Source organism: Prevotella sp. AM42-24 (assembly GCF_003461825.1).
GTDB classification, from domain to species: Bacteria; Bacteroidota; Bacteroidia; order Bacteroidales; family Bacteroidaceae; genus Prevotella; species Prevotella hominis.
The window spans coordinates 81,920-102,344 of the sequence record NZ_QTXV01000003.1; the positions used below are offsets into that span (position 1 = coordinate 81,920).

Below are 20,425 nucleotides of genomic sequence, written 5' to 3' on the forward strand. Positions count from 1 at the left end.
ATAATACTTTGGGTATAATTTCGTAACTTTGCAGAAAATCAAGACATTAAGAGCATGAACAAACAAAACAGACTTTGCTACATAAGTCGCAACTACTATAATCTTACATCAGCAGGCAATAAGGCTAAGACAGACAACGAGGATACACTCGATGAAATGGGAGCCGTCAACCTGGGTCTGCATCGAACGGTAAGAAACAGCAAGATTATCGCATTTTTCCTTGATCTTGCAGGAATTCTCCGTGCCTGCCTATTGCTTCAAAAAGGCGACACTCTTTTCTTGCAATATCCTGTCAAAAAGTACTTTTCTTTCTTATGCAAAATAGCAAGAATGAAAGGAGCCAAGACCGTTTCCCTCATTCACGATTTAGGTTCTTTCCGCAGAAAGAAGCTGACCGTAGAGAAAGAAATCAGCCGTCTCTCCCATAGCGACTATATCATCGCTTCCAACGAGAACATGAAGAAATGGCTCAAGGAGCACGGAATGCAGAAGCCAGTGGGTGCCCTCGGCTTATTTGACTATCACTCAGCTTCACCATGTCAGGAAAAAGCGTCAGACAGGAAGCAGCCAAAAGTAGTCTATGCAGGTGCGCTAAGCATGAAGAAGAATTCATTTCTGGTAGAGCTTTCCAAGACGCTGACCAACTGGCAACTGCTGGTTTGCGGGAACAAGGAAGGACTACAGGGCTTGAAAGAGAATCCGCTCATCACTTATCAGGGATTTGTGCCTTCAGAAGATTTCATCAAGAGTATTGATGCCGACTTCGGGTTAGTATGGGATGGCGATTCACTCGACACCTGTTCGGGCGAATATGGTCAATACCTGAAATGGAATTCTCCACATAAGGTTTCCTTCTATCTCCGTGCTGGTTTACCGCTCATCATCTGGAAAGAGGCAGCCGTAGCGCCTATCATCGAAGAAGCAGGAGCAGGTATTGCCATCAATTCGCTGAAAGAGTTGGATGAAAAGCTTGCCAATCTCACCTTCGACGACATCGCAAATCTGAAGCAAAATGCAAAACGCCTGGCCGAAAGACTGAACCATGGGCACTTCCTTCGCCAAGCATTAGACATTTATTTCTCTACCCATCAGCAACGCTGACTATTTGGGACATTTCAAACTAACGAAACAGGTTACTGGAGTAACTTGAAACAGAACGGAACGAAAAATAAACAATATATATTTGCTACATTCAATATAAAATAGTACCTTTGCAAAAATATCATAAACAAGCATGACAAAAGAAGAGCTGATACGGCAAAGATATTGGACATAAGTACTACAGCTATAGACAACAATATTAAATGGCTAAAAGATAATGACATAATAGAAAGAATAGGAAACGACCGTAATGGTTAGGCAAGTTAAATCATAGTGTTAACAAACCACCAAGATTAGTTTTATATTCAAAGACCATTATATTTATGAAATACGTATTAATTGACTTAACACGCTATCAAGATAAGTGTGGATTTGGAGAAATCGCCAACAATGTTGGCGAACATCTCAAAGGCGGTATCATTGATGATATTCACTTTACTGTTCTTGTACTAGAAAAATATAAAGGTGTCTTAGGAGATGCCGTTGATTACGTTACCATAGAGCATCTGGACAAAGATCTCAAGGCTTTAGGACACAAGATTGACTTATGGCATACCACAGACCAACTGTTCATCAAACGCAGACATGCCAAAGGTATGATAAATCTTCTCACAGTACATGATCTGAACTTTTTATTTGAGAAAAAAGGCATTCATCGTCTCAAACGCTTACTGAAACTCAAATGGTTTGTTAAACGTTCAGATTGCATTACTGTCATTTCCGAATATGTAAAACGAGATTTACTCGAACATGTAAACCTTGAGAAAAAGCCACTAAGAGTTATCTATAACGGAATACAAGACACAACCAAAGAAGAACAAAAGCGACCAAACTTTGTGAATATAGACGACAAATTCTTTTTCACAATAGGCCAAACAAGAAAGAAAAAAAATTTTCATACATTAATACCTATGATGAAGTTCTTTCCTAAATATAAACTATTTATATGTGGGAAAAAATGTACAAGCTACCTCAAAGAACTACTGGAAATAAAAGAATATTGCCATGCAGACAACGTCATCATAGCTGGTGAAATCACCAATGAAGAACGTAACTGGATGTATGCTCATAGCGAAGCTTTCTTGTTCCCAAGTCGATTAGAAGGTTTTGGACTTCCTGTTTTAGAAGCGATGCGCTACAATTGCAAAGTTTTCTCTTCTCGATACACCAGCCTACCAGAAATCTGCAAGAACCACGCAACCTACTTTGACTCTTTTGAGCCAGAAGAAATGGCTAATACTATAAATGAAGGACTGGCTGTTTGGGACAAGAATGGGGAATTATCCCTTGCTGCAAAAGAATATTCTATGAGTTACAATTATGACAAATACATGAAACAATATCTTACCTTATATAAAGATTTACTTAATTTAAAATAAAGTCCATAAAACAATATGCTCTCTTCTATTTTTTGAAGAGAGCGTACTTTACCACATGGACGACATGAGAAATCATCAAATCTATCTGACGGCTTAACTTTCTCTTACGCCAACTCCCATAAATACGATGTTCGGCAAAAGTTTTTTCTGTACGAGGATACTTTTTACGAGGCAACAAATATGAAGTTGGATATACGTGCAAACCCTCCAACAATTGTGTGCTCCGAATATTCATATCAAACTGTAATTGCTTTGCGATACGTTCCATAATAATTGGAGAGATTGTGGTATTAAAAGAGCCATCATCATTCTTAAAATGATGATTTTTGTAATACTCCCAAACTTTTTGACAGAAAGCATTACCATGAGGAGCCATAAAGAAAGCTGCCTGCAATCCTGTCTTGGTTTCGCCTTCTTCTGTCATAAAAGTAGTAAATACATTCTTCTGCATGAACTCATCAAAACGCTTATACAAGAAGATATCACTATCCATATAAACACCTCCGTGAACATATACAGCATAGAATCTGACAGCATCCGCAGCAAAAGCCCATTTGTGAGCCTCCAATGCTTCGTCTATGAACGGACACCCTATCGCCTTAGCTTCCTTATATCCCCATAATTTTATCTCATAATCGGGGATAATGCGCTTCCACGAATCCAAGCAGACCTTTATCTCTACAGGATAAGGATCATTGCTAAACCAACAAAGATGAATGAGTTTTGGTATCATTATTTTTGCTGCAAAGGTACGAAAAGTTATCAAAAAAACAAAAAAAAGCAAGGATTATTTGTGGCATTCAATAAAATTGAGTACCTTTGCAGCCATAAGCGGCACAAGTTTTAACATTTATTATTTATCTCACATGCAAAGTTACAGACGCAACGATGTTATAGAATACAAAAAGAATTAGTATTATCACAGAATTAATATAGGATTAAAACAGTTATGAATAAAAAGCAATTAAAAATTGTAACAAGCGTAGCAATTGTGATTTTAATCTTGTCCATCCTCCCCATCTTTTGGATCGGACAATATTTGCACCCATTTTCTGATGATTATGTCTTTGGAGCAGAAGCATACAAGACATGGAATGCCACCCATTCTGTAAGTGCATGCCTCCAAGGAGCATGGAATGTAGCCGTTAGCATGTACCATATTTGGCAAGGCACCTACTCTGCATGCTTTTTGATGGCTTTGCAGCCTGGAGCTTTTGGCATGTATTGGATTGTGCCCATTGTTCTTGCGTCAAGTATCGTCATATCAACATATGCGCTATTATTCATGATAATGAGGAAGTTACTGCATACCACAAAGATGGAATTTTTATACGTATCTACCATCTTTGCACTCATCAACATACAATTCGTCCGTTCTGCCTACGATGCCTTTTATTGGTATAATGGAGCGATGTACTATACTCTATACTTTAGTCTTTCCTTATGTCTGGGGGCTTTACTCATCGCATATTACCAATCCCAAAGCACACCCAAATGGGTTATTGGTGCACTTACTATCATCCTCGCCCTATTCCTTGGCGGAGGCAACTTTGTCTCTGGCTTTGGAAGTGCCGCTATATTATTCACAACCATTGCCATCATCTGTATCGAGCAAAAGAAATTACCCAAATTCCTTACAGGTGTCTTGACAGTTTACTTAGCAGCCTTTGCATTTAGTATCTTAGCACCAGGTAATACTTTTCGTGAGTTAGCCGTAAAGGAGTATCACCCGACCATTATAGAAGCTATTGGCATTACCATAAGCAAAAGTATTGGATTCATCGGTGACAGAATCATTAGTTTCATGTCACTCACCTTTGTTACTTTGGTGCCAACAGTAAGTAAATTGGCTCGCAAATCAAATTTTAAATTCTCTCACCCATGGCTATGCATTGCCATCACGTTTGGCTTATTTTGCAGCTTCTTCTTTCCACATTGCTACGCCATGGGATACGAAGGACCTTTCAGAGTGCAAAATGTTTATACCTATGCACTATTCTGGCTTATTCTGACCAACATGTATTACCTTTCAGGTGCGTTGGCAAGAAAGGAAGAAAACAAAGCGCCTCTGAGTTCTGCCATTTGTCAGGTAGCGACTGCTACAAAATTGAAATTTAAGAATACCATTAAATATTCATACATTTATACAATTCTTATATTTGTATTGGCTATAGCCGTTAAACCATCCACCACCAATCGCACACTCAGCCTTCTTATCAAAGGAAAGATACAAACAAGCGACAAAGAAATGAAAGAAAGGGAAGAACTATTGGGGAGGCTTTACAACAACTCTATTGTCGAATTGAAGCCTTTAAAAACAAAACTTCCTTCTGATACCCATTACGATGCTTTGCCTGATCCTGGATATTGGGTAAACCAAGCTATTGCTATGTATTACGGCAAGCAAGAAGTCTTCACAACAAATAGTTACAATATCAATAATGAGAATACATATCTCATGAAACACTACAAGAAAGATGTAGGTCCAAACAACTTGAAATACAAGACATTCATAGATCAGGACTCTCATCCGACTTATCTGACGCAACGAATTAAAAAAGCAAGTTATTAGGCAATAAGTACAAAAACGAACATATTCTTCACTATTTCACTGGAAGAATATGCTCGTTTTGTTTCTTTTAGGATAATTCTTTATATTTTAGCAAGAACTTGCCATTTATGTCCCTGTGTTTTAGCAAATAAACTTGTTTTATACCTTTGTATTTTAGCATTTTTATAAATTAAACATCTGATATTTAAGAAAATAACTTCTCTCCAGAAGAGGCTTATATTTTGCACTTACTATCATAAGCATAAAGATGAATTGCGCTTCAAATATCCGCCCTAATATTTCCTGCTAAAAGTTTGCATATTCGCATATCTTTTCTTACCTTTGCGGCAAAATGATACATAAATAAAAAAGCAAGCAAAACTCTTATGAAGAAGTATGATTATCTCATCGTTGGTTCCGGTCTCTTCGGAGCCACATTCGCCCACCTTGCCCATAAGCAAGGCAAAACTTGTCTGGTAATAGATAAGCGACCACATCTGGGCGGAAATATCTATTGCGAGAATATTGAGGGCATCAATGTGCATAAGTATGGTGCGCATATCTTCCATACTTCCAATAAGGAGGTGTGGGATTTCGTCAACGCCATCGTTGAGTTCAACCGCTACACCAACTCGCCTGTGGCCAATTATAAAGGCAAGCTCTACAACCTGCCTTTCAATATGAACACCTTCTATCAGATGTGGGGCGTTACCACTCCTGAAGAAGCACAAGCCAAAATAGATGAACAGAAGGCGGAAGCTGTGGCCAAAATGAAGGCAGACGGCGTAAGCGAGCCGCGCAATCTGGAGGAACAGGCACAGGTACTCATCGGTAAAGATATCTACGAGCGACTTATCAAAGGTTATACCGAGAAGCAATGGGGGCGTAAGTGTACCGACCTGCCTGCCTTCATCATCAAGCGTCTGCCAGTACGACTCGTCTTCGACAACAATTACTTCAATGACAAGTATCAGGGCATCCCAGTAGGTGGCTACAACAAACTGATTGACGGCTTGCTCGAAGGTATCGACACCATGACTTCCGTGGATTTCTTTGGAGACAACATCCAAAAATTAGCAGAGAACAAAGAGGCTTCCCAGAAAGCTGGACTGATTAAAGACTGCTGGCAGGAAATCGCCGAGAAACTGGTTTTCACAGGAAAAATAGACCAGTTCTACGACTATCAGTTCGGGAAACTCAACTATCGCACCGTCCGATTCGAACAGGAAATCATCGACTGCCCTAATTATCAGGGAAATGCCGTGGTAAACTATACTGAACGAGAAGTGCCTTATACCCGAGTGATAGAACACAAGCACTTTGAAATGTTTGGTGCAGAGGTTTACAATTGTCCTAAAACCGTCATCTCCAAGGAATATTCTACAGAATGGAAGGATGGCATGGAGCCTTATTATCCAGTAAATGATAAGGAGAATTCCGAACTATACGCTCAATATAAGAACCTGGCAGATCAGGAAAAGGATGTTATCTTTGGTGGTCGCCTTGCCGAATATAAGTATTACGACATGGCGCCAATCATAGAGAAAGCATTGGCTATGTTCAAGTAATTCATCATATCTTTCGCTTTTTATGTAAAACTTCTCGTAATTAATAGTACTCGATAAAAAGATGAGAATGGAGATAAAAGGATAAAGTTTCCTAAATTATACCCTTGGGTATAATACCTTTGGGTATATTTTTGTAACTTTGCAGAGAATCAAGACTTTAAGTATATGAACAAGATACCATTCGAATATGGTTCTATCGCTGAAAATGAATATTTCATTGATAGAATTGAAGATAGAAGAGACCTCAAGACTTTTCTTGGAGGAGGCATCAACGTGATGCTGATTTCTCCAAGAAGATGGGGCAAGTCTTCCCTTGTCAAAGCCGCGATGGAAGAGCTGAAGCAAGAACAGAAGGACGTGAGAGTGTGCTATCTTGATGCCTTCAAGATTTTCTCTGAGGAAGAGTTCTACAACAAGTTTGCAAGTGCAGTACTCCAGGGAGTTTCTTCCACGATGGAAAAGAGATGGGCCGAAAGTGCCGAGGAAATCCTCAATCTTCCAGAAAAGATTGCCAAGGCAAAAGGCATCCATGTCATCGTGTGCATTGATGAGTTCCAACAATTGGCGAATCTGCCTGGCTGGAAACGACTAGAAGGAACCATGCGTTCGGTCTGGCAGGGACAACATAGTACGACCTATTGTCTCTATGGCAGTAAACGCCACATGATGATGGATATATTCGGCAACTCGAAGAATCCGTTCTACCGTTTTGGACAGATGATGACCTTGAAAAAGATTGCCAAGGAATACTGGAAGCCTTTCATCCACGACAGTTTCTACAATTATGGCAAGTCTATCAGCGATGAAATGATAGAGCGAATCTGCAATGCCGTGCAATGCCACTCCTGGTATATGCAGCAATTCTGCTTTCTTATCTGGACACGTACGGCAACAGAGGTGACTGAGGAAATCTACCAGTCACAGCTTACCAAACTTCTGGATACCAATGCCGATATGTTCATTACCGATATTGATGGCATGCCAGCCTCACAGATTGCATTCCTGCGTGCCGTCTGCATGGGAGAGACCCATTTCAACGCCCAACAGGTAGTAGCAGAATATGGACTCGGTGCTCCACGCACTATCACTAAGAACAAAAAGACTCTTGTAGAAAGAGACTTCATTGAGAAATCGGGCGATGGCTTCAAGATGGTTGACCCCGTCTTCGAGCTGTGGTTCAAACGGGAATACTGCAACATTTTGCCTCAATAAGATATAGGAGAAACAATGTAAACCGATTAACTCCCCATCACGCAGCCAAAGCGTGATGGGAGATTTCTATTTTTTAGCAAAGATTAATAAGCAAATTAGCCAGTATCTCACAAAATATCAATACCTTTGTACTCATGAAACAGATTATGAAGAAATTATTTCCACATACTTTGTGGAACAGAGATACAACTTCTCTGTTGGGATGTGCAGCCAGTAAATTTATCGTATTCGATATCATCTGGTGCCTGCAGACTACTTTCACCTCTTTTTCCCTGCCAGAGGTGTATGTCAATTCCCTATTGGCAGCTCTGCTGTTCATCCTCCCATTTATGCTTACCGGTAAGAAATGGCTAGAATATCTCGTGCTCTTTATTCTAGACGGACTGCTCATCAGCAACCTGATGTATTGCCGTACCTACAACTCGATGATACCTCTGGAAAGTTATCTGCTGGCTAGCAATCTGAGCGATTTTACGGCGAGTGTGATTGACTCGATGAGATGGATAGATGCCCTACTCCCGCTATCTACACTTATCTGCATCTATTCTCTCCATAAGAGAAAGAACCGAGGAGCAGAAGCGTCTGGAAGAGAGCGAGGAGCTTACGCCCTGCGAATCAAGCAATACGCCTTAACCACACTTGCAGCATTTCTGCTTTCTGTTATTTTAATCTTTGCTAAAGGAGGACCAGAAAAGGCATTCAATAACTTGGATAATGCCAACATGTACACCTGCAAAGTGCCAATGTACACCATCTTTGGCAATTTGATACACGAAGCGAACCAACAAAAAACGGTATTTACCCCTAAGATAAAAGCAGAAATTGATAACTGGATGAAACATCAACCAGCCTATCAGCCACTCGCTGACAGTATCGCCAGGAAGAAAACCCTAGTAGTCATCTTCTGCGAATCGCTAGAAAGTTGGGCAATCAACCGTAAGGTAGAAGGTAAGGAAATCACTCCAAACCTGAACCGTTACATCGCCGACAGTCATACTCTCTATGCTCCACACGTTCTCACTCAGGTGAAAGGCGGACGCAGCATAGACGGACAGCTTCTGGTAAGCACAGGTCTGTTGCCGCTGATGAGCGGATGCTACGCCATGCAATTTCCTTTTACCCACTATCCTTCATTGGTTAAGGCGATGAAGGAAGAGCATCCCGACCTGAGTTCTTATCTGATGACGGTGGACAAGCCTATCACCTGGAACCAGTCTGTGGTGGCAGAAAACTTCGGCATCAGCCAGATGTTCTTCAACGACCAGTGGGTGAACGATGAGAAATGGGCAGCCGCAAGAAACTGGGCGATGTATCCTTCATGAAGCAGATTGTGGCAAAGCTCAAGAAAGGCGGAATCATGAAGAAGGGAAAAAGTAATTATCTGCAGATTGTAACTTACTCCGGTCACAACCCATTCGTCCTGCCCGACAACCTGAAGCGCATTCATTTTAAAGGCGATTATCCGGAAAAGATGCGCGACTTCATGATCATGGCCAACTATACCGACCACGGTTTGGGCATCCTCCTCGACTATCTGAAGAGTCGCCCGGACTACAAGGATATGATGATTGTGATAATTGGCGACCACGAAGGTCTTGCTGCCGACCGCAAACCTATCTGCGAATCGCCAGCCGCCAAAGGCATCGTAAGCAACAAGCAGTTTACTCCTTTCATAGTTGTAAACGCTCCTGTAGGTGGAATATATAATAAGGTGATGGGACAGGTTGACCAATATCCTACCATCCTCAACCTGATGCATCTGGATCACTACAAATGGAAAGGTATGGGACAGAGCATCTTTGATCCTCGCAAATATCCTGCTGCTGTAGGTTCAGATAATATGAACGTAGAAACGACAAGTAATGTACCGGAAAAGGAAATCAAGCGACTCACCCAAGCCCATCGCATCTCGGATTTTCTGATTCGCTACGACAAAATTATAAAATAAGACTTCGATAAGACATGAACATCAAGTACAACAAAGCCCTGTGGATTGTCACCATCCTTGCTATCGTGATGCTGGTTCCTTTCCTCGGGCTCACCGATTTCAATACCAAGGGAGAGCCGCGCGAGGCTGTAGTTGCCTACACCATGCTGGAGCATGGCAACTGGATATTGCCTATCAATAATGGAGGCGATATTCCTTACAAACCACCATTCTTCCACTGGTGCATCGCCTTCTTCTCGCTCTTTGCTGGACACGTAAACGAATTCACATCCCGTCTGCCGTCTGCCGTATCGCTGATATTGATGACCATCGGCGGCTTTATATTCTTTGCCAAGCGCAAGGATACCCAGACGAGCCTCATCACAGCCATCCTCACGCTGACAGCTTTCGAAGTGCATCGTGCAGGAATCAACTGCCGTGTGGATATGGTGAACACCGCCTTCATGGTGGGAGCCATGTATCTGCTCTACCGTTGGTGGGAAAAGGGAAAACATCAACTGCCCTGGCTTGCCATCCTCTGCATGAGTGGCGCCACGCTGACCAAGGGACCAGTAGGCATCATCCTGCCTTGTTTTGTGATGGGTGTCTTCATGCTCACACAGAGAGAAAATTTCTGGGGCATCGTCTGGCGAATGGCAGCAACTGCCGTACTCTCTCTCATCATCCCATTCTACTGGTACTATGCCGCCTATCTCCAGGGTGGCAACGAGTTCCTGGAACTGGTAAAGGAAGAGAATATTGACCGCTTTATGGGAAAGATGGCCTACGAGTCGCATGAAAACCCTGCCTGGTACAATCTGCTTACACTCATCACCGGTTGGCTGCCTTATACCTTATTATTATTGTTCTCTCTCTTTATCCTGCCCTGGAAGAAATTCTCCAAGAGTAAGTTTGTAGAGAATGCGAAAAAGGCTACCCCGCTCCAGGTATTCACCTGGCTTGCTTTCCTCCTGGTACTCTTCTTCTACTGCATCCCGAAGAGCAAGCGAAGCGTTTACCTGCTGCCTTGCTATCCGTTCATGGCTTATCTCATCGCCGAATACATCGTTTGGATGATGAAGGAAAAAATGGGAGCATTCAAGGTATATGCAGGGGTAATAGCATCGCTCGCCATCCTGCTTATCGTAGCAAGAATCGCAGTTTCATGCGGATTGATACCTGACACTATCTTCCACGGCAGACATGCAGCAGAAAACGCAGCCATGCTCCATGCTTTGGAAAAAGGACCTCAGAGTATCGCAGAAGGCATAGGATATCTGTTCTTCATATTGTGCATTTATGGCATCTATGCTACGTTCCAATCACTCCGCAGGAATCATACAGGCAGCATCGTAGGTCATACGTTGATTACCATCATCAGCCTCTTCCTGATACTGGACTCTACGCTTCAGCCAACTGTACTCAACACCAAGGCCGACAAGCGCTGGGCACCAGTAATAGAAAAGAAGTTTGATACATCCAAGCTCTATTCCTACATGTCAATCGATATGCTCCACTTCTTCAGCCTCAACTTCTATTTAGGCGACAAGATCCAGCAGTTCGACAAGACACTTCCACAAGACGGCATCGTGATGGTATCAAATGATGATATCCAGATTTTCACGGAGAAATATGGCAGGAATTATACTTTCGAAAAGGTATGGGAGATTCCGAGAACTGCAGAAACCCGCTGCCCCGTAGGTTTCTACCGTTTCGTGAAAACAAGCGCTAATTTGGCTTGCAACTAAAAAAAATATTTCAAAAGAGGGGGTGTGTCATAAATCCACGACACACCCCTTCTTATTTTTTATGATTTCAATATGAATTATACTCTTTCCTCGATAAAATATCTCGGTCTGCGTTTTACCTCGGTATAGATTTTTCCGATATAGACACCTGTAACACCCACGCCAGTAGTGATAATGCCACCGATGAACCAGAGGGAAACAAGCAAGGAAGTCCAACCCTGTATCGTCTTGCCCTGGAAATGTTCTATCAGCGCAAAGATAATCATGATAAAAGACACCAATGTCATCAGCAATCCTACAAAGGTGATGAAACGCAAAGGAGCTACAGAGAATGAAGTGATGCCATCGATACTGAAACTCAGCATCTTGGTAAGCGGATATTTACTCTCGCCTGCCTCACGCGCCTTGCGGTCGTAATAAACAAAGCCCTCCTGGAAACCGAGTTGGCGAACAATGGCACGCAAGAAAAGATTGCGCTCTGGATACTGCATCAGCGCCTTCAGCGTGCGATTCGTCATCATACGGAAGTCGGCATGATTGTAAACCGTCTCCTTATCCACACTCTGCATCAGTTTATAAAAAGCCTGGGCGGTAAAGCGCTTAAAGAAAGTATCTGTCTTACGCTCCTTGCGCACACCATAGATGATATCCTTGCCTTCCTGCACCTGGCGCACCATATCGATGATTACATTCTCATCATCCTGCAGATCCGCATCGATGCTCACCATCGCATCACAATGGTCGATGGAAGCCTCCATACCTGCCCAGAGTGCATTCTGGTGCCCTCGGTTATGAGAAAGTTTGATTCCTCTCACGTACGAATGTTTTTCTGCCCCTTCCCGGATGAGTTGCCAGGTAGTATCGCGACTGCCGTCATCCACCAATAGCAAATTGGTTTCAGCACCCGTCTCTGCCTTGATTTTCGCCACCAAATTCCCCAAAACTTCCAGGGTCTTAGGCAAAACCTCCTGCTCATTATAGCAAGGTATTACGATGTTTATTTTCATATCAATCTATTTTTCTGCAAAAATACAAGAAAAATCTTAAACAACCAAGCCCAAACCTCATCTTTTATGAAATCCACCTGATATTATTTCCCCAACAGAGTATTTATTGGATTTTCAGAACTGCTTTTCGCAACACAATCATTCACCAGTAATTCATCAGAACTTCCATTTCACCTGAATTTCCAAATCAGTCTGAGCAGAGCCATTGATTTGTTGTAATCCTGACGAAATATGATTGCGGTCGAAATATTTCGTCATGGCTCCCTTGCAAACCAGCACCCAATGCTTTCCGATTTCAGCCTTCGCCCGCAGTCCACATCGGATACCTTCACCAAAATAACTACCGAAACTCATCGTATAAAGCAATCCCGGTTCAAAAGCATAGACACGACTCTCATAATCCTTGGTACGGAAATAGCCCAAGAAAGCATTCAACCTCAACCACCGAAAGCGATATTCCATAGATTCATTGACCATCATTCCGTAGTTTTGCGACAGGAAGGTGGCATCCACCTGAGTTTTACTGCTCCATGCTCCTTTTTCGATTCCACAATACAGGCGGGCTCGCTGCGTAGTAACATCATATTTCTGCTTAAACTGATAACGGGCGCCAAGACGGAGAGAGCGGGAAGGCTGGAAGATGACGCTCGCCAAATAATCCATCGCATAAGAACTCGCCTTCATTCGATATTTCGGCCAGGCAAAATAAGCCACATCCCCATAAATATCACATACCCATTTAGAAGAAGGCGACCATCGCAGTCCCACATAGCAGCCACTTTCATCCTGCACGCTGCTGCCAGCGCTATAGCTATTACTGTATATTGCATAATAACGATAAGGATAAAAACGATAAAGAGCCAAGACCGAAAACTGTTCTGAAAGCAGATAACTCGCCGTATTGACCGTAGCCACTACTCCACAATCTCCCGTCGCCACCTCTCCCTGCAGCGTGAGCCGATGAGAAATATAACCATAGTCGATACTTGCATTCCAAAAGTTCTTGCCTTCGGGAGCAAAGCGCTTATAGAGTTGGGATTTATTGGGATGAAGCGGCAAGGTATAAGAATAACAGATGCCCGTAGCACCGATATGAAAGCCATTCTTAGTATAATGCAGATTACCGCCCAACAGAAAAGCGGAAGCGATGCCTTGCTTCTCGATTTCCTTCTCCGTGCGATGCATTCCTGTAGTTACAATCGTTGAAATAGAATCTTTCTTTACCGTAGCATCTATTTTGCGGTAAGATAGAAAGGCACTTACATCCAATCCCTTGCAAACATTCAGCGTGGCTGCAACTCCTTGCAGATAATTAGCAGCATATCTTGAAGAATGTGTGCGAATGGAAGTTCCCATGCGTCCCAATGACGAGAGCATGGAGAGTTTTCCGAAACCGAAATCATTATTTAATATCAGTCCCATACCCTCCCGAAGGCGATACTTACCCAAAGTCAGATTTTTCAACTTGCCCCATTTCCGTATCTGCAGATAATAGGAATAAAAATCATAACCCAAGTTGTTCTTACCACCAAAAAACGGCTCTCCCGCATCCTGCGAAGCCACAAATCCCATCTTTACATAGTCACTATAATGAAACTGATAACGCAACCAATGCTTATAAGGATAACCCCAATACCCATCCTTGTCTCCCTTTCGCTCATAAAGAGGAACCTTTACGGCAGCCACCATTTCATGCTTTCCATATTTTGCTATTTGGGAAAAAGAAGGGAAAGAACGCCTCTTCACTTCCCCGGCATAGACAAAACAACAAAGCAACTGCCGCTCATACCAACTGATACTTTCTATCATCGCCAGTTCACCCAGACTTTTCATCTCACCATATTGATAGATGTAGGCCTGGATATCCTCTATCTGTTGGGCAGAGAGGAAGGGAAATTGTTCCAGCTCTTCCTTGGTAGCGGTATTGAGATTGATCGGATTTTCAGCATATCCCTCCAAAATATCTTCATAGCTTTCCCAATTCATATCCTCATATTCCTCCTGTTCACTGAGTTGTTCGAGGTATTCCTGCCAAGATTGGGCATCACTTACCTGGATACTATTCACCAGAAACAGTACCACTAACATACACCTATAATATAATGTATTCCTATAATAGATTGCATTTCTCATTCGTTTTCGCCTATAATTTGTACTATATCGATTAGGATAGAAGATGTTGCAATAAAAGCATCACCCTTATCCTGCCGCAAAAATACAATATTTATCGCAAAACACCAAAAGTTTTTTAAACAAAACTATCATAACCGCAAAACAAAAAAGATAAAACAAACAGAAATGGGAAAGGAGAAATGAGAAATGGAAAAACAAAGAGACGTACGAGTGAAAGAAATCACCCATACGTCTCTTTTATTGGTATGCTGAGCTAATATAAAACTCTATGATAGTTTTTCAAAAAAATAAGATCAGTCTTCAAAAAACTAAAGAGCCTGGTTATATTAGTCTTTCAAATCACTTGCCTCTTTGATAATCTCAGCTGGCACTTCGCTGCAGCGCTCATAGCGGCAAACATCGTTAGCATCATCCTTGGCAGTCCAGATCATAGAACCGCTCTTATAAAGATTGCTCACGATATACTGCTGGTTCCAATCACCAACACCATTATCGTAGGTACCGCCAACAATATAACCCAAATATGGATCCTGCTTCACAAAGAAGGAACCGGTAGTATGAACTGCATACATACTGTTCATGTTGTCGTACATCTCCATAGTATTATCACGGCGATGGAAAACCACATAGCAATATGTGCCCTCAGGCATTGGCTGACCATTGTTCCAGGCAGTCATTTTCCATACTCCATCAAGATTAGCAGGAGTCACAGCTATCGGCTGCTCTGCAGGTTCATCATCATCGCTGCTGCAAGATACGAAACCCACAGAAAGGAGCATAACCACCAACAGGGTGAAGAGTTTGATTAAATGTTTCATATTCTTTAATTCTTTCTTTTCTTATGATTTATCATTACTGATTGCGATTCACTACGACCATAATCGTACGGTCACTCGGCTTGGCGTCCACACCCTCCAGAATAATCGGGAAAGTGAAATTCGGCTTCATCATCGGCGGGATTTTATCCACATCCAGCGTAATCACCAAGTCTGCCTCATCACCAGCAGGGATGATTTCCGGCTCTGTTTTCACTTGTGCATACTGTGGAAGCACCAGACTGCTGATCTTCAGCGGTTTCTTCCCGCTATTGCCACAGAGAATGCGAGCCTCAGCCTTCATACCAGCCGTCACCTCATTGAATGTTACCTTAGCCTGCTTCAGTCTCAGATCGCCCATCTTATACTTGAAACGATACCAGACATCCGCACTTGGAAGAACCATGCCCCTCAGTCCAATCTTTGTGACCGGTTCTCTGTCCGAATCCTTCAGATAGACAAAAGCGCGGGTGTCTATAGTGCCAGGATAACCATGGGGAGTAAACGTCAATTCTATCTTACAGCTATCACCTGGCTGTAGTCTCATCTGACTGACACTCGACTTGGTGCAACCGCAGGTGGTCTGAATACGGGATATTTCCAGCATCTTCCCACCCACGTTTCTACCGACGAACGAATAGGTTCGTGGCGCGTCATCCTCGGTCATCGTACCGGCATCGATGAGCTGCTGGTCAAACTTGAGCATTTGCGCCCAAGCCTGACTCATGCTCATCAGGCTGAGAGCGATGAAGATCATCGTGAATCTCTTTCCCATCTCAGTAATTATCTTTTAGATTACATCCAACCATTGTTGCTGGCATTCTTACGAACTATAATGCTCACAGTCTGCTGCTTGCCGCCAACTGATACTGTCAGAGTAGTACTTCCTACAGCAAGTCCCTTTACGGTGAGAGTAGTACCTTCTATCGTAGCAGAAGCCACATTGGCATCACCAACAGCACAGGTGTATCCACTCTCTACGCCTTCAAAGTAACTTGGCAGATTCAAGGTAGAAACCTTGTCGAGTGCTACATAGATATTAGGCAACTTCATATCAGAACTAAAATCCTTGTTCTTGACAAGATTCAAGAGCTGAGCTGCGTCAATCAGACCAGCGCCCATCTTACCGATATACTTAGACAGGTTGACGATTTCAGGAGAAGCACCCACTGTAGTATGGTTCATATAATAAATCTTGGTAGCACCATTACCATAATAGCCATCCAAGTCCTTGACAGCCTTCTTCATCAGACTCACGAAATCAGCAGCACGATAATGACGATGCTGCTTGACTGCGTATGCCAAACCGAGAGCAGCCACACCAGAAACATGAGGACAAGCCATGGAAGTTCCCTCCATATAACCATATGCAGGTTTACCATTCTGAATCAAAGTAGAGAGCACAGCACCCTTCTGTTCAGCAGTCTCTGCCCAATACTCATCCTCTTCCTCACCTATCTTGCCGTAATATTCCAAGTCACCACCAGGAGCACTCAAGGTAACGAGCGTACCATAGTCGGTATAGCAAGCTGGCGTATAGTCGGCAGCAACAGAAGCTACACATACACACTTGGAATAAGCACCAGGGAACGCAGGATTGCCTGCATACTCATTACCAGCAGCAAAAACAGGAATACCACCATCGATGACACCATTAGGAGAACCGGCATTATGGATGAAATAATCCAAAGCCTCCTTCTCCAAAGGATAAGTCTCAGCCCACTCCTTTTCGGTAGCAGGACCAGGAGTATAACCATTGATGATACTTGACTCAGAAGAGTTGTAACCCCAACTGCACTGGAGAATCACCGCACCATTGTCGGCTGCATATTTGATAGCTCTTGCCTCTCCTGCTAAAGTTACACTATTCTGACCAGAGAACACCTGGCATGACATAATCTTCACACCAGAATTAGGAGTACCATCACCACCAGCTACACCACAAACACCAATGCCGTTACCATTGACTGCGGCAATTGTACCTGCTACGTGAGTTCCATGACCTGAATCGTTGGCATCAGTCCAGGTAATATCGCCACTCTCGGTTACGAAGTTGTAGCCGTGAAGGTCGCCCTCATAACCATTACCATCGCCATCAGTCTTGGCTCCCTGAGTAGTCTCACCAGGGTTACACCACATATTGGCAGCCAGATCAGGGTGAGTGTACATCACGCCTTCATCAAGCACAGCTACGATAATGGAAGGATCACCTGTACAGGTTTTCCAAGCCTCTGCAGCATTGACATCACAGCCAGCTTTGGCACCAGCATGATTATCATTCAGGTTTTCGAAAGCATAATTACCTTCACCCAGGTTGTTATAGTGCCACTGGAAAGCGTAACCAGGGTCATTGGGTGTACCATCGGCTACAGCACGGGTAGCAGCCTTAGCCTTGAGTGCATTCTCATTCAGATAGATACGCTTGCTGTCAGTCTTGTAGGCACGCTTGATACGGCCATTGGTCTGCACCTTGGAAATCTCACCAAGCTGCTTCAATCGCTCTGCAGCAACCTTCAAATCAGTATTCTTGTCAAACTTCACGGTGTACCACAAGTGAAGACCAGCCTCGCGAGTACGAGCCTCTGTCTTTTCATCCACAGGGAACACACGCTTGAAGCTGTAGCTGCCCAGAATATCGAGCACCTCATCTGTAGAAGGAATACCCGAACGGGTACCTGCTACACCAGCACGCGTCATTGTGCTTTGTGCTTGGTCGAGAATATCGCTCATCTCAGGACTGAACTTAATCAACAATTCACCATTCTCAGCATCTGCAGGAATGACAACCTCGTTGGTCTTACCATCAGAAGAGTCGATGCCCGACAGGTTGTCTGCACAACCTGTCAAAGCCAAAGCGACCATTGCTATATAGAAAAACTTTTTCTTCATTGTTTGCTTCTATATTGTTAGAAATTATCTTTTCAAAGTTACGTTTCTCTTGTACTTGGCAAGCACGGAAGCCTCATCAACATCACCTGCAGCCACATAAGTACGATAATAGAGCGGATAAGCTACCCCTGGAACCTCCCATTTATTACCAGGGTCGCTGGTTCCGTAGAAGTAATCGAAACTGAAGCTATCCTCTGTCATATTAGAGAAACCAACGGCAGCGCCATCGCTGTTCTTTCCTTTAGACTGCTGGTTGAATACCATGATAGAAGGAGTCCATTCTACCAGATGTGGATGATAAAGAATCCACTTTGGCACCGCACCAGTCAGGAAGTTGAGGTTGAGTGACAACTGACGGCAGTTAGGCAATACACGTGGCACCTGAAGAGGATAAACATCCTCATAAACTACAGAACCATCCTTGTGCTTGCAGGTTACTGGATTATCCCAGCCAGAGAGCAACCATTTACAGGTATCACCTACCAGTTTGTCGAGATAATCAGCCTTATTGGTTGAGAAGTCTGCCCGGCTGTAGCGGGTAGCCTTGCCAGCAGCCTCCAAAGCTTCAGTCATCTCTTCATCTGTTGGAAGTTCACCCTCCAGGAAGCAGTATGACAACTCCAGGGAATTCAGTTTGTCCCATGTAAGGAGTTTCAGAAGAGCCTGACGATCGCTGGTACCTTTGCTAACCTTTCCATACATACCGATAGGGTAAGTATTATAGATGTAATCACTATTACTGTTCTTTTCCAATTTTGAAAGATCGATAGCTACATCTGTACGACGCTGAGCATAGAGGATGAGATTACGCAACTTAGGGAAGTTCTTCTCATTCACTACATTCGTAATGTCAGACAACTTATTGAAGTTGTTACTTACCAGATTGAGTGACTCCAAGGACTTACCCAACTTGATGAAGTTAGCTGGCAAGTGGGTCATACCATACGCCTGGATAGTCAGGTTCTTCAGATACTTCAATTCACAGATATCCTCACCAACCTCTACCTCACGAATCTGGTTGTTCTCATTGGCAGCCAGAGAGAAAGACTCCAGGTATTTCAGATTGCCAACTTCCTTAGGAAGAGACTCTCCACTCTTCAGGTTGAACATGCTGAACTTCACAGAGCGCACACGGCCCAAAGCCTCAGGATGGCTCTTTACGAAGGCATCAGTAGCCTCCCAAAGTGTCACGTTCGACCAGTTACGCATATTGTCGCTGGTATCGAAGGTAGCCATACAACCTAATTTCTGATTGATCATGATGATAGACAAAGAGTCTCCAGCACGATTATCCTCAATTTTCAAGGCTGCCTTCTGTCGAACTGTCAGGATGACATCATCGGTAGGATTACCATCTGCATCCACCAGTTTGTCTTCAGCTTTTACCGGTACTAAGTGAACCTTTGCTACACGAACAGCAGGAACAACATTCATCGCCCAGCGGAACTTGAATTTGACGCTACGAGGACGAGCCTTTCTATCAAGGACGATTCCTATATTGGTACCAGTCAGTTTATCCTCATCCTTGCTATTCAGGAGCCAGCCTTCACGTTCTTTCTCATTCTCTGCCTTCTCGGCATCAGTCATATCACCCTCGAAAGAATACTCTATCTTACCGATTTTGCATTCCACATTAGCAGAAATCAAACTCTCGAAAGCACGCTTATCGTATGATTCTGAATTTTCGATTTCTACAGTTGGTTCCTTGATGTCAATCTGCTTACCATAACCAAACTGTACCACGGAAACGGTGCGGCGCTGACCGTTATCGCCGATAAAGGCGATATCGGTAGTACGGCGTCCGTTCATCAGAGTAGAATCTGCTACCACAGTTGCAGTAGTAGAACCCACGCCATTGGCAGGAGTGAGCATCAGCCAAGGCTCATCCACGTTAGCCACCCAATTCTGTGAGGCAGCAATGGCAAGCTGTTCGCTACCGCCCTGAGTTCCTATTTCTATCTGCTCCTTGTCGATGGAGAGTCCGCCTGGGATATCTACATCATCGCTATCGCTGCAGGATGCGGTCATCAGACCAGCACCCAGAACGAGGAGCCATGTAAGTTTATTAATATATTTCATATTATCTTACTTTCTT

General features: G+C 43.3%; 15 protein-coding genes and 1 pseudogene. 8 read left to right on the forward strand and 8 right to left on the reverse strand.

Translation table 11 applies throughout. The features are described 5' to 3' along the window. Positions 1-54 precede the first annotated feature (54 nt). Complete coding sequence (locus tag DW917_RS02015) at positions 55-1,101, forward strand: galactofuranosyltransferase (RefSeq protein WP_118115995.1); 1,047 nt, start codon at positions 55-57, stop codon at positions 1,099-1,101. A 323-nt stretch (positions 1,102-1,424) separates the two neighbouring features. Then, positions 1,425-2,480, forward strand: coding sequence for a glycosyltransferase family 1 protein (locus tag DW917_RS02020; RefSeq protein ID WP_118115997.1), 1,056 nt, complete (start codon positions 1,425-1,427; stop codon positions 2,478-2,480). A gap of 25 nt (positions 2,481-2,505) precedes the next feature. On the opposite strand, the gene DW917_RS02025 is transcribed toward DW917_RS02020, so the two are convergent. Continuing rightward, positions 2,506-3,213: a glycosyltransferase family 32 protein gene (locus DW917_RS02025; protein ID WP_118115999.1), complete on the reverse strand. Its 708-nt coding sequence runs from the start codon at positions 3,211-3,213 to the stop codon at positions 2,506-2,508. A 216-nt stretch (positions 3,214-3,429) separates the two neighbouring features. On the opposite strand from DW917_RS02025, the gene DW917_RS02030 reads away from it, so the two are divergent. The 6 genes from DW917_RS02030 (at position 3,430) to DW917_RS02050 (ending at position 11,486) form a co-directional block, all read left to right on the forward strand. Further along, positions 3,430-5,052 carry a DUF6056 family protein gene (locus DW917_RS02030; RefSeq protein ID WP_118116001.1) on the forward strand — a complete coding sequence of 541 codons (1,623 nt, stop codon included), beginning with the start codon at positions 3,430-3,432 and terminating at the stop codon, positions 5,050-5,052. 365 nt (positions 5,053-5,417) lie between these two features. Next, positions 5,418-6,599 (forward strand): UDP-galactopyranose mutase, encoded by a 1,182-nt coding sequence (gene glf / locus DW917_RS02035; protein WP_118116003.1) that lies wholly within the window; start codon positions 5,418-5,420, stop codon positions 6,597-6,599. Positions 6,600-6,764: 165 nt separating this feature from the next. Then, the gene (locus DW917_RS02040) at positions 6,765-7,811 is read left to right on the forward strand and encodes an ATP-binding protein (RefSeq protein WP_118116005.1); all 1,047 of its coding nucleotides are present in this window, start codon (positions 6,765-6,767) and stop codon (positions 7,809-7,811) included. Positions 7,812-7,957: 146 nt separating this feature from the next. After that, positions 7,958-9,133, forward strand: coding sequence for an LTA synthase family protein (locus tag DW917_RS17645; RefSeq protein ID WP_233524600.1), 1,176 nt, complete (start codon positions 7,958-7,960; stop codon positions 9,131-9,133). Further along, a complete protein-coding gene (locus DW917_RS17650) occupies positions 9,094-9,759 on the forward strand; it encodes a sulfatase-like hydrolase/transferase (protein ID WP_233524601.1) in 666 nt (221 codons plus the stop codon). Before DW917_RS17645 ends, DW917_RS17650 begins: the two co-directional genes overlap by 40 nt. Before the next feature lie 14 nt (positions 9,760-9,773). Then, positions 9,774-11,486: a glycosyltransferase family 39 protein gene (locus tag DW917_RS02050; protein ID WP_118116008.1), complete on the forward strand. Its 1,713-nt coding sequence runs from the start codon at positions 9,774-9,776 to the stop codon at positions 11,484-11,486. A 77-nt stretch (positions 11,487-11,563) separates the two neighbouring features. On the opposite strand, the gene DW917_RS02055 is transcribed toward DW917_RS02050, so the two are convergent. The 7 genes and pseudogenes from DW917_RS02055 to DW917_RS02080 all read right to left on the reverse strand — a co-directional run bounded on the left by DW917_RS02055 (position 11,564) and on the right by DW917_RS02080 (position 20,409). Beyond that, positions 11,564-12,493: a glycosyltransferase family 2 protein gene (locus tag DW917_RS02055; RefSeq protein ID WP_118116010.1), complete on the reverse strand. Its 930-nt coding sequence runs from the start codon at positions 12,491-12,493 to the stop codon at positions 11,564-11,566. A 156-nt stretch (positions 12,494-12,649) separates the two neighbouring features. Continuing rightward, entirely contained in the window at positions 12,650-14,581 is a 1,932-nt protein-coding gene (locus DW917_RS02060; RefSeq protein WP_158570055.1) for a helix-hairpin-helix domain-containing protein, read from the reverse strand. Positions 14,582-14,952: 371 nt separating this feature from the next. Further along, positions 14,953-15,444, reverse strand: a complete 492-nt coding sequence (locus DW917_RS02065) for a lipocalin family protein (RefSeq protein ID WP_118116014.1) — start codon at positions 15,442-15,444, stop codon at positions 14,953-14,955. A 34-nt stretch (positions 15,445-15,478) separates the two neighbouring features. After that, complete coding sequence (locus DW917_RS02070; RefSeq protein WP_118116016.1) at positions 15,479-16,216, reverse strand: DUF1573 domain-containing protein; 738 nt, start codon at positions 16,214-16,216, stop codon at positions 15,479-15,481. A 20-nt stretch (positions 16,217-16,236) separates the two neighbouring features. Then, positions 16,237-17,754 (reverse strand): S8 family serine peptidase, encoded by a 1,518-nt coding sequence (locus DW917_RS17655; RefSeq protein WP_370453502.1) that lies wholly within the window; start codon positions 17,752-17,754, stop codon positions 16,237-16,239. Positions 17,755-17,760: 6 nt separating this feature from the next. Then, positions 17,761-18,330, reverse strand: a pseudogene (locus DW917_RS18120) (subtilase family N-terminal domain-containing protein); the annotation flags it as partial. A gap of 24 nt (positions 18,331-18,354) precedes the next feature. Continuing rightward, the gene (locus tag DW917_RS02080) at positions 18,355-20,409 is read right to left on the reverse strand and encodes a BACON domain-containing protein (RefSeq protein ID WP_118116021.1); all 2,055 of its coding nucleotides are present in this window, start codon (positions 20,407-20,409) and stop codon (positions 18,355-18,357) included. Positions 20,410-20,425 lie beyond the last annotated feature (16 nt).